Genomic DNA, 11047 nt, shown 5'->3' on the forward strand with positions numbered 1-11047 from the left:
TCTTCTCATTCGTAAATGGAGGTCTCATGGATTCTCGCGCAGCGCGCGGCGACGCGCCGCCGGACGAGGTCGATGTCGTCGTACTCGGTAGCGGCGCACCGGGTCTGACCGCCGCGCTCACCGCGGCCGTGCACGGCGCCTCGGTGGCGGTGGTGGAGAAGGCGGCCACCGTCGGCGGCACCAGCGCGGTGTCGGGCGGCATCATCTGGATCCCCGCCCACGACCGCTCCCCGGACGGGCCGCTGAGCGTGGCCGACGCGCTGGCGTATCTGCGGGCCCAGTCGCTGGATTCGATGGACGACGAGCTGGTCGACACCTTCGTGCGCACCGGCGCGGCGATGGTGGACTTCGTCGAGAAGCACAGCGGCGCCCGCTTCGAGATCGCCGACGGTTTCCCGGATTACAAACCCGAACTGCCCGGCGGCCGCCCCTCCGGCGGCCGGTCGCTGAGCCCGGCTGCCTTCGATCTCACCCGGCTCGGCGGGTGGCACGACCGCATCACCGCGTTCCCCGCCGACTGGAGCAATGTCGGGTTCGACGCCGAGACCAGGGCCCGGCTGCACGCCATCACCGGCAGCGATTCGGCCGACTTCTGTGTGGCGGGAACGGCTCTCGTCGCCGGTCTGCTGTCCGGGGTGCTGGAGGCCGGGGTGATACCCCGGACCGAGGCGCGCGCCGTCGAACTGCTCGCCGACGGCCGGACCATCACCGGCGTCCGGATCGGCACGGCGGACGGTGAGTCGGTCCTGCGCGCCCGCCGCGGCGTCGTGCTGGCGACCGGCGGCTTCGAATGGGATGCCGACCTGGTCCGGGCCTATCTGCGCGGGCCGATGCACGGGCCGGTCTCGCCGCCGAACAACACCGGCGACGGCCTGCGCATGGCGATGGCGCACGGCGCGGATCTCGGCACGATGAGCGAGGCGTGGTGGGTGCCGGTCGTGCGGATCCCGGGCGACACCATCCAGGGCAAGCCGCGCAGCCGCAGCGTGCGGCTGGAGCGGACCCGCCCGCGCAGCATCATGGTCAACCGCTCCGGCCGGCGGTTCGTCAACGAGGCGTCGGAGTACAACTCGATGGCCGGCGCGTTCCACTACCTCGACCCCAAGGGCGGGTACGTCAACGATCCGGGTTGGATCGTGTTCGACGCCGAGCATTTACAGCGCTACGGCTTCCTCGGTGTGGCGCCGGGCGATCCCGTTCCGGAATGGTTCTGCGAGTCCGCGGACCTGGCCGAACTGGGCGCCAGGACGGGCATCGACCCGGCCGGGCTGGCGGCGACGGTGGCCGAGTGGAACCGGAACATGGACACCGAGGTCGACCCCGACTTCGGCCGCGGCGCAAGCGCTTACGACGGCTGGTGGGGCGACCAGGACGCCGCCACCGTCGCGGGCCGCACCCTCGGCCCGATCGACACCGCACCCTATTACGCGGTCCCGATCACCGTGGGCGCCATGGGAACCAAGGGCGGGCCGCGCACCGACCGCGACGCCCGGGTGCGGCACGTCGACGGCAGCGTGATCCCCGGACTGTTCGCCGTCGGCAATGCGATGGCGGGCGTGACCGGCCGGGCCTACGGCGGCGCGGGCGGCACCCTCGGCCCCGGCATGGTCTGGGGCTATCGCGCCGGATACGCGGCGGCGACCGGCGAGTCGGTGCCGGTATGAGCGAGTCAGGGCCGGAGTCATGAGAGGGAGCGGACGGGCCGCATCGCCCGGTCGAGCCGAGGCGGCGGGTTACGGGAGGTAGCGAAGTTGTCGGAGTACGAGAGCATTTGGAGCGATCTCCAGGGCGTCCCCTTCAGCCAGGGATATCTGGACGTCGGCGGCGTGCGCACCCGTTATCTGCACGCGGGCGACAAGGGCAAGCCGGCGCTGGTGCTGCTGCACGGATCGGGCGGGCACGCCGAGGCGTACGTGCGCAACCTGGAGGCACATGCCGAGCACTTCTCCACGTGGTCGATCGACATGCTGGGGCACGGCTACACCGAGCGGCCCGGTCACCCGCTGGAAATCGAGCACTACGTGGCGCACCTGATCGGCTTCCTCGACGCCATCGGCGTGCCGGGGGCCGCCATCAGCGGTGAATCGCTGGGCGGCTGGGTGGCCGCCCGCGCGGCGGTGGATCACCCGGGCCGGATCAACCGGCTGGTGCTCAACACCGCGGGGGGATCGCAGGCCGACCCGGAGGTGATGAAGCGCATCGTCACGCTGTCCATGGCCGCGGTCTCCGATCCCACCTGGGAGACGGTGCAGGCCCGGATCAAGTGGCTGATGGCCGACAAGTCCAAGGACTACGACGATCTCGTCGCCAGCCGGCAGCGCATCTACCGGCAGCCCGGCTTCGTGGCGGCCATGCGCGACATCATGGCGTTGCAGGATCCGGAAATCCGGCAGCGGAACCTGCTGGGCCCCAAGGAATACGGCAGCATCACCGCGCCGACGCTGGTGCTGTGGACCAGCCACGACCCGACCGCGGACGTGGCCGAGGGCCGCCGGATCGCGTCGATGATTCCCGGCGCGCGCTTCGAGGTGCTGCCCGACTGCGGGCACTGGCCGCAGTACGAGGACGCCAAGACCTTCGACGCGGTACATCTCGACTTCTTGCTGGGCGGCTGATCGTGGCCGGACAGAACAATGCGGCGACACCGGGCGACGGCGCCACGGTGCCGGGGCGCAATTCGGTGTCGCCGGACGGCAATTCGGCAGCGCGGAGCAGCGATGCGGTGACAGCGGACAGTGCTGCCGCAGAGCCGGGCGGCGATCCGGTGGTGCCGGAAGGTCATTCGACAGGCACCGATGTCGACGTGCTCGTGGTCGGCGCGGGCCCGGTGGGCCTGACGCTGGCGAACACGCTCGGCATGTACGGCGTGCGGACCAGGGTGGTCGACGAACGCCCGACCCTGATCGACTATCCCCGCGGCGTCGGCCTGGACGACGAGGGCCTGCGGGCGTTCCAGTCGATCGGCCTGGTCGACCGGATCCTGCCGCACACCACCCCGAATCAGATCATGCGGTTCGTCGACGGCCGCCGCCGCCTGCTCGCCGAGATCGCCCCGACCGACGCGCAGTTCGGCTGGCCGAAGCGCAACGGATTCGTGCAGCCGCTGGTCGACGCCGAACTGCTGGCCGGGCTGGACCGGTTCCCGCACGTCGAGGTCGCCTGGGGCGCGGCCATGACCTCCTGCGACGATTCCGGGGACCGGGTGACGGCGCAGCTGGATACCGCCGACGGGCCGGTGACCGTGACCGCCGGGTATCTGATCGGCTGCGACGGCGGGCGCAGCGCGACCCGGCGGCAGATGGACGTCACGTTCGAGGGCACCACCTCGCCGACCCGCTGGCTGGTGGTCGACCTGGCGTCGGATCCGTTGGGGCACCCCAATATCGAGGTCGGCGCCGATCCCGCGCGGCCGAACGTGTCGGTGTCGATCGCGCACGGCATCCGGCGCTTCGAATTCATGATCCACGACGACGAGCCCGACGAACTCGCCGAGGATCCGGCCTTCGTGGCGCGGATGGTGGCCCCGTTCGTCCCGCATCCGGAGCGGCTCGACGTGATCCGCCGCCGGGTCTACACCCATCATTCGCGGATCGCGGGCGCGTTCCGGAAGGGCCGGCTGCTGCTGGCCGGCGACGCCGCGCACCTGATGCCGGTGTGGCAGGGCCAGGGCTACAACAGCGGCATCCGGGACGCGTTCAATCTCGGCTGGAAGCTCGCCGCGGTCGTGCAGGGCCACGCCGGCGACACCCTGCTCGACAGCTACGACCTGGAGCGGCGCAAGCACGCCCGGGCCATGATCGACCTGTCGACGATGGTCGGCCGGGTGATCTCGCCGACCGACCGCAAGGTCGCCGCCGTGCGCGACGTCCTGGTGCGCGCGGCCGCCGCGATCCCGCCGGTGCGGCGCTACGTGCTCGGCATGCGGTTCAAGCCGATGCCGCGCTACGAGCGGGGCGCGGTGGTGCACCGCTGGTCCCGCTCGCCGAACTCGTCGGTCGGCACCCTGTTCGTGCAGCCCCGGGTGGACACCCGCGACCGCGCGAACGTGCTGCTCGACGATCTGCTCGGGCCCCGGTTCGCGGTGCTGTGCTGGAACAACCGGCCCCGCGAGGTGCTCGGCGCCGAGCAGTTCGAGAAGTGGAAAGCGCTGGGCGCCAGGTTCTTCGAGCTGCGCCCGGCCACCCAGCTGCACTGGACCGGGCACGACGACCCGGATGTGACGGTGCTCGGCGACGGCACGGGCGCGCTCAAGCGCTGGTTCGACGGACAGCACGATTCCGTCCTGTTCCTGCGCCCCGACCGGTGTGTCGCCGGCGCGACCATCGCGCAGCTGGCGCCGGAACTCAGCGCGGACCTGTTCGCGACCCTCACCCTGAAGCCGGGAGGAGGACACGATGCCGCTGGCCCTGTGCTGCGTGTCGCACAGCCCTCTTCTTGATCTCCCCGGGCCGGAACGCGAGCTGCTCGACGACATCGAGTCGGCGCTCGACGAGGCCGCGCGTTTCGTGCGCGAGTTCGATCCCGAACTCGTGGTGACCTTTTCGCCCGACCACTACAACGGCTTCTTCTACAAGCTCATGCCGCCGTTCTGCGTCGGCACGGCCGCATCCGGCGTGGGGGACTACGGCACCCACGCCGGCCCCCTGGACGTGCCCGCCGAGCTGGCGCTCGGGCTGGCCGAATCGGTGCTGGCCGCGGATGTCGATGTGGCCGTGTCGATGTCGATGGAGGTCGACCACGGCACCGTGCAGCCCTTGCAGCGGCTGCTGGGGTCGGCCACGGCCCGGCCGGTCGTGCCGATCTTCGTGAATTCCGTTGCGGTGCCGCTGAGTCCGCTGCGCCGGGCGGTGGCGCTCGGCACGGCCGTCGGCGCGCATCTGGCGGGCCTGGGTAAGCGGGTGCTGGTGCTCGGTTCCGGTGGGCTGTCGCATGATCCGCCCGTCCCGGCGCTGGCCACCGCGACCGGTCCCGTCCGCGAACGCATCCTGCACGGCGGCACGATGACGCGGGAACAGCGGGACGCCCGGCAGGAGAAGGTGATCGAGGCGGCCCGCGAGTTCGCGGCGGGCGAGGGCCCGTCGCAGCCGCTGAACCCCGACTGGGACCGGCGCTTCCTCGCGGCCCTCGACGAGGGACGGCTCGACGAGTTCGACGACTGGTCCAACGACTGGATCGCCGAGACGGCGGGCAATTCCGCGCACGAGGTCCGCACCTGGGCCGCCGCCTTCGCCGCCCTCGCGAGCCAGGGCCCCTACCGCACCGCGCTGCGCTACTACCGGCCCGCTCCCGCACTGATCGCCGGGTTCGCCGTGCGGACCGCGGTCGCGGAGCCCGGCCTCGATTCCGACCAGACCAGGAGGCGACCGTGACCGCAGAACCGACCGACGCGCCGGAGACCTTCGACCGGGCCGTCGACGTGCTCGTCATCGGCTCCGGGGGCGGCGGGCTGACCGCCGCGCTGGCCGCCGAGGCCGCCGGGCTCGACACCCTCGTCGTCGAGAAGTCCTCGTACTACGGCGGATCCACGGCGCTGTCGGGCGGCGGGATCTGGGTGCCGGGCGCACCGTCCCAGCGGCGCGACGGCTTCGACATCGACCTGGAAGGCGTGGTCGGGTACCTGCGCACGATCACCGAGGGGCTGGTCGGCGAGGACCGGCTGCGCGCCTACGTGGACCGGGCGCCGGAGATGATGGCGTTCCTGGAGCAGCGCAGCGCGTGGCTGGAATTCGTGTGGAAACCCGGCTACGCCGACTACTACCCGGAGATTCCCGGCGGTTCCCCGGAGGGCAGCACCATCAACGTGCCGCCGATCGACCTGCGCCGGCTCGGCCCCGACGAGGAGCTGCTGCTGCGCCCGCTGGCCCTGGCGCCGAAGGGAATCTGGCTGGGCCCCAAGGATCTCCGGTTGTTCTATCAGGTGCGGCAGAACTGGCGCGGCAAGGCCGTGCTGGTGAAGCTGGTGTGGCGGATGTTCCGGGCCCGGGTGTTCGGCGACCGGATCGCCGCGATCGGGCAGTCGCTGGCCGCCCGGCTGCGACTGGCGTTGCGCGAGCGCGACATTCCGCTGTGGCTCGATTCCCCGATGACCTCGCTGCTCACCGGTCCCGACGGCACGGTGGTGGGCGCGGTGATCGAGCGCAACGGCCGGAAGCTGCGCGTGCGTGCCGAGCGCGGCGTGATCCTGGCGACCGGCGGCTTCGAGCACGACATGGCCTGGCGCAAGGAATTCGAGCCGGCGATCGACCAGGACTGGAGCTTCGGCAACCCGGCGTCGATGGGCGATGGCATCCGCGCCGGACAGCAGATCGGCGCGGGCACCGACCTGATGGACGAGGCGTGGTGGTTCCCCTCCATCCAATGGCCCGACGGCCGCATGCAGTTCATGCTCAACGAGCGGATGATGCCGGCCCAGTTCATCGTCAACGGCGCGGGTAAGCGGTACATCAACGAGGCCGCGCCGTACATGGACTTCGGGCATGCCATGATCGAGGGCCAGAAGTCGGGGGTCACGCACATCCCGAGCTGGCTCATCACCGACACCCGCTCGTGGCGCCGGTATGTCGTGGCCGGGCACCTCCCGATCCCGAAGGTGCCGTTCGCCCCGGTGCCGACCGGCTGGAAGATGCCGAAGCAGTGGCTGGAATCCGGCGTGGTCAAGACGGCGAACTCGTGGGAGGAACTGGCGGCCAGGATCGACGTCCCCGCCGCCGAATTGCGTGCCACCGCCGAGCGATTCAACGAACTCGCACGCCAGGGGCACGACGACGACTTCAATCGCGGAGACAGCGTCTACGACAACTATTACGGCGACCCCACGCTGCCCAACCCCAATCTGTATCCGATCGGCAAGCCGCCCTACTACGCGTTCCGGATCGTCCCCGGCGATCTCGGCACCTCGGGCGGCCTGCGCACCGACGAGTACGCGCGGGTGCTGCGCGAGGACAGCACGCCGATCCCCGGTCTGTACGCGACCGGCAACACGTCCGCGGCGGTCATGGGCCGCAGCTACGCCGGTGCGGGCGCGACCATCGGGCCCGCGATGGCGTTCGGATACATAGCGGCCCAGCACATCTCGGATCGGGCGCGATCCGGCTCGGTGCAGCACACGACCACCGATTCCAACGGAGGAAGTAAATGAAGATCTCGCTGTTCTACGAATTCGCCCTGCCGCGGCCGTGGACCCACGACGACGAGCGGGAAATGTTCCAGGACGGCCTGGACGAGGTGGAGGCCGCCGACAAGGCGGGCTTCTCCACGGTCTGGCTCACCGAGCACCACTTCCTGGAGGAGTACTGTCACTCGACCGCGCCGGAGATGTTCCTCGCCGCGGCGAGCCAGCGCACCAAGGACATTCGGCTCGGCTTCGGCGTCATGCACCTGCCGCCGGCCATCAACCACCCGGCCCGCGTCGCCGAACGGGTGTCGACGCTGGACCGGATCTCCAACGGGCGAGTCGAATTCGGCACCGGCGAATCCTCCTCAGTGGGCGAGCTCAGCGGCTTCAATATCGACCCGGCCGACAAGCGCGGCCAGTGGGAGGAGGCGCTCGACGTCGCCATCCGCTGCATGATCGAGGAGCCGTTCACCGGCTTCAAGGGCAACCACCTCGAAATGCCCCCGCGCAACGTCATTCCCAAGCCGCAGCAGACCCCGCACCCGCCGGTGTGGGTGGCCTGCACCCGGCCCTCGTCGGTGCAGATGGCGGCGCAGAAGGGGCTCGGCGCGCTGAGCTTCGCCTACACCGGCCCGGGACCGCTCGCCGAGCGCGTGCGCGGCTACTACCAGGAGTTCGAGGACAACGCGGAACCGACCATCCCGCAGCTGAATCCGAACCTGCTGGCCATCGGCGGCGACCTGTCGATGATGGTCGCGCCGACCGACGAGCAGGCGCTGAAGCGCCTCGACGTCGGCGGCGGCTTCTTCTCGTTCGGCATCATGCACTACTACATGACCGGCCAGCACACGCCGGGCCGCACCGGCGTCTGGGACCGCTACCTGGACGCGGTGAAGGAGGACGAGACGCTGGCCTACGGCCCGGGCCGCGGCGCCATCGGCTCGCCCGACACCGTCCGCGAATTCCTGCGCGGCTACGAGGAGAGCGGCGTCGACGAGATCATCCTGCTGCTCAACCCGCGCAGCCACGAGGGCACCATGGAGTCCATCGAGCTGATGGGCAAGCACGTGCTGCCCGAGTTCATCGAGCGCGACGAGAAGGCGGTCGCGGCCAAGAAGAAGCGGCTGGAGCCGGTCATCGAGAAGGTCGAGGCGCGGCGGAAGCCGTTGGCGTCGCCCGAATTCGACGAGTCCTACGCGTTCGGCGGCCTGCCCACCGGTCGCGGCGGCAAGTTCACCGCCAGCGAGATCCCGGAGGCGATGGCCGAGATCAACGAGGGCCGGGTGCAGGCGGCGCAGCGCGCCAAGGACGAGCAGTAGCTCGTTTCGCGAGGACGAGGTGCCCGACGTGGGACGGATGGATGAGCTGTGGCGCTACGGCGGCCGCCGGGTCGTCGTGACCGGCTGCGCCTCGGGGATCGGCGCGTGCGTGGCGGAGCAGGTCCGTGAGCTCGGTGGCGAGGTGGTGGGCCTCGATATCGCCACGCCCGCAGTCGAACTCGACGAGTTCCACCGGGTGGACATGACCGACGCGGCGTCGATCGACCGGGCCGTCGAGGCGATCGGCGGCCCGGTCGACGCGCTGTTCAACGTCGCCGGGGTCTCGTCGGGCATCGGCGACCCGCTCCGCGTCGTCACGATCAACCTGCTCGGCCTGCGCCACTGCACCGAGGCCCTGGTGCCGGCGATGGGTCCGGGATCGACGATCGTGAACGTCTCCTCGCTCGCGGCGGCCGGTTACCTGGACCATCGCGAGCAGGCCCTGAGCCTGCTCGACACGACCGATATGGCGGCCGGAATCGCTTGGTGCGAGCGCAATCCGGACGCACTCGCCGACGGCGGCTACCGGCTGTCGAAGGAAGCGATCATCTACTACACGATGCGCCAGGCCGTCCCCCTCGGGGCGCGCGGCATCCGCATCAACTGCACCGGGCCCGGGGTCACCGAGACGCCGATCCTGGACCAGCTGCGGTCGGCATACGGATCGCAGTATCTCGACACCATCCCCAAGCCGCTCGGACGGGTCTGCGAACCCGCCGAGCAGGCCGCCGTCCTGGTGTTCCTCAACAGCGGGGCCGCGAGCTACGTGACCGGACAGGTGTTGTGGGTGGACGGCGGAAACGTGGCCGCCCGGATCGCGGGCGGACCCGCCAGCGTCGCTCCCGACGCGGCGAATACCGTTGAAGGAGAGGCATAGTGGCCACCCTGACCGAGTTCCGGCGTGTCGCCGAGAAAGTACGAAACTGGGGCCGTTGGGGCGCCGCCGACGAGCTCGGCACGCTCAACTTCATCACCCCGGACAAGGTCGCCCAGGCCGCGGGCCTGGTGCGGCACGGGCGGGTGTTCCCGCTCGGTATCGACTTCGACTCGTCGGGGCCGCAGGGCGCGTTCAAGTTCCGGCAGAACCCGGTGCACGTGATGACCGTCGACGGCGGCGACGCGCGGACGATGGCCGAATACGGCCCGAAGTGGGTGAGCAACGGCTTCGGTCAGGAGTTCGGCGGCTTCTTCGCCGGTGCGGACAACCCGTTCCGGTTCAACGACGACCTGATCATCATGCCGCTGCAGGCGGCCACGCAGTGGGACGCACTGTCGCACGTCTACTACGACGACCAGCTGTACAACGGTTTCCCGGCCAGCTCGGTCAACAGCGCCGGCGCGTTCCACTGCGGCATCGACAAGGTCGACGGCAAGGGCATCACGTCTCGGGGCGTGCTGCTCGACCTGGTCCGCCATCGCGGCGCCGACGTGTTCCTGGAACCGGGTAATCCGATTACTCCCGACGAACTGGACGAGGTCGCCAAGGCCCAGGGCGTCGAGGTCGGCCGGGGCGATATCGTGCTCGTCCGCACCGGCTGGCAGGCACGGTTCGAGGAGACCGGCGACGGCGCCGAACCGTACTCGGGCCTGGACTGGATGTGCGCCAGGTGGTTGCACGAACGGGAGGTGGCGGCGGTGGCGGCCGACAACCTGATGGTCGAGGACGTGGTGTCCGCGGTGGACGGCACCTTCCTGCCGATGCACATGCTCTGCCTGCGCGATATGGGCCTGATGCTCGGCGAGTACTGGAATCTGACGGCGCTGGCGGCCGACTGCGCCGCCGACGGCGTCTACGAGTTCCAGCTGATCGCCCCGCCGCTGCGGGTGGTCGGCGCGGTCGGCTCCCCGCTCAACCCGATCGCCATCAAGTAAGCCAACCAGGAGGTTTGGGTCATGACCGCAAGCACGGCAAGCACGACCCCCGCCGTCGACATCGACGAGGGCCGGCCGTTCGTGGTCGGCGTCGGCGGCACGCTGCGCGCGGACTCGTCGACCGAACGGGCGCTGCGGCACTGCCTCGCGGCGGTCGAACGCCAGGGCGGAAGCACCGCGCTGTTCTGCGGCGAGGACATCAACCTGCCCATGTACAACCCGTACGACGCGACCCGCACGCCGCAGGCGGTCGCGCTGGTGGAGGCGCTGCGCCGGGCGGACGCCGTGGTGATCGGATCGCCCGGGTACCACGGCGGAATCTCCGGCATGGTGAAGAACGCCCTCGACTACATCGAGGACCTGCGCGGCGATCCGACGGTGTACCTGGACAACAAGCCCTGGGGCTGCATCACCTGCGCCTACGGCTGGCAGGCGGCCGTCGGCACCCTCGGCCAGCTGCGCGCGATCGGCCACGCCCTGCGCGCCTGGCCGACACCGCTGGGTGTGGCGATCAACTCGGCCGAGAAGATCTGGGATTCCGAGGGCGGACTGACCGACGAGGCCGTCGGCGGGCAGCTCGAGGTGCTGGCGACCCAGGTGCTCACCTTCGCCCCGGCAGGTGGTGCGCGGGCGTGAGTGTCTCGCCACGCGCCGCAGACCCGGCCGCGAGGGATCCGGGCCGGGGGGATCCGTCCGCCGCGCGCCGGGGTTCGACGGGGCCGGACCGTGCGAATGCGGCGGC

General features: G+C 70.6%; 9 protein-coding genes. All 9 read left to right on the plus strand.

The window, feature by feature from the left end; genetic code table 11:
• Positions 1-26 precede the first annotated feature (26 nt).
• The 9 genes from D892_RS0127915 to D892_RS0127955 all read left to right on the plus strand — a co-directional run bounded on the left by D892_RS0127915 (position 27) and on the right by D892_RS0127955 (position 10941).
• The gene (locus tag D892_RS0127915; protein ID WP_024804395.1) at positions 27-1664 is read left to right on the plus strand and encodes an FAD-dependent oxidoreductase; all 1638 of its coding nucleotides are present in this window, start codon (positions 27-29) and stop codon (positions 1662-1664) included.
• An 87-nt stretch (positions 1665-1751) separates the two neighbouring features.
• Entirely contained in the window at positions 1752-2615 is an 864-nt protein-coding gene (locus D892_RS0127920) for an alpha/beta fold hydrolase (RefSeq protein WP_024804396.1), read from the plus strand.
• 149 nt (positions 2616-2764) lie between these two features.
• Complete coding sequence (locus D892_RS0127925; RefSeq protein ID WP_036570065.1) at positions 2765-4438, plus strand: bifunctional 3-(3-hydroxy-phenyl)propionate/3-hydroxycinnamic acid hydroxylase; 1674 nt, start codon at positions 2765-2767, stop codon at positions 4436-4438.
• Complete coding sequence (locus D892_RS0127930; protein ID WP_084161265.1) at positions 4395-5369, plus strand: 3-carboxyethylcatechol 2,3-dioxygenase; 975 nt, start codon at positions 4395-4397, stop codon at positions 5367-5369. The genes D892_RS0127925 and D892_RS0127930 overlap by 44 nt, the downstream gene beginning before the upstream one ends.
• Entirely contained in the window at positions 5366-7138 is a 1773-nt protein-coding gene (locus D892_RS0127935) for an FAD-binding protein (protein WP_024804399.1), read from the plus strand. Before D892_RS0127930 ends, D892_RS0127935 begins: the two co-directional genes overlap by 4 nt.
• Positions 7135-8433 carry an LLM class flavin-dependent oxidoreductase gene (locus D892_RS0127940; protein ID WP_024804400.1) on the plus strand — a complete coding sequence of 433 codons (1299 nt, stop codon included), beginning with the start codon at positions 7135-7137 and terminating at the stop codon, positions 8431-8433. The genes D892_RS0127935 and D892_RS0127940 overlap by 4 nt, the downstream gene beginning before the upstream one ends.
• Positions 8434-8461: 28 nt before the next feature.
• Entirely contained in the window at positions 8462-9310 is an 849-nt protein-coding gene (locus tag D892_RS0127945) for a coniferyl-alcohol dehydrogenase (protein WP_024804401.1), read from the plus strand.
• Entirely contained in the window at positions 9310-10305 is a 996-nt protein-coding gene (locus D892_RS0127950) for a cyclase family protein (protein ID WP_024804402.1), read from the plus strand. The genes D892_RS0127945 and D892_RS0127950 overlap by 1 nt, the downstream gene beginning before the upstream one ends.
• Before the next feature lie 21 nt (positions 10306-10326).
• Positions 10327-10941 carry an NADPH-dependent FMN reductase gene (locus tag D892_RS0127955; protein WP_024804403.1) on the plus strand — a complete coding sequence of 205 codons (615 nt, stop codon included), beginning with the start codon at positions 10327-10329 and terminating at the stop codon, positions 10939-10941.
• Positions 10942-11047 lie beyond the last annotated feature (106 nt).

The organism is Nocardia sp. BMG51109 (assembly GCF_000526215.1).
In the GTDB taxonomy this organism is placed as follows: domain Bacteria; phylum Actinomycetota; class Actinomycetes; order Mycobacteriales; family Mycobacteriaceae; genus Nocardia.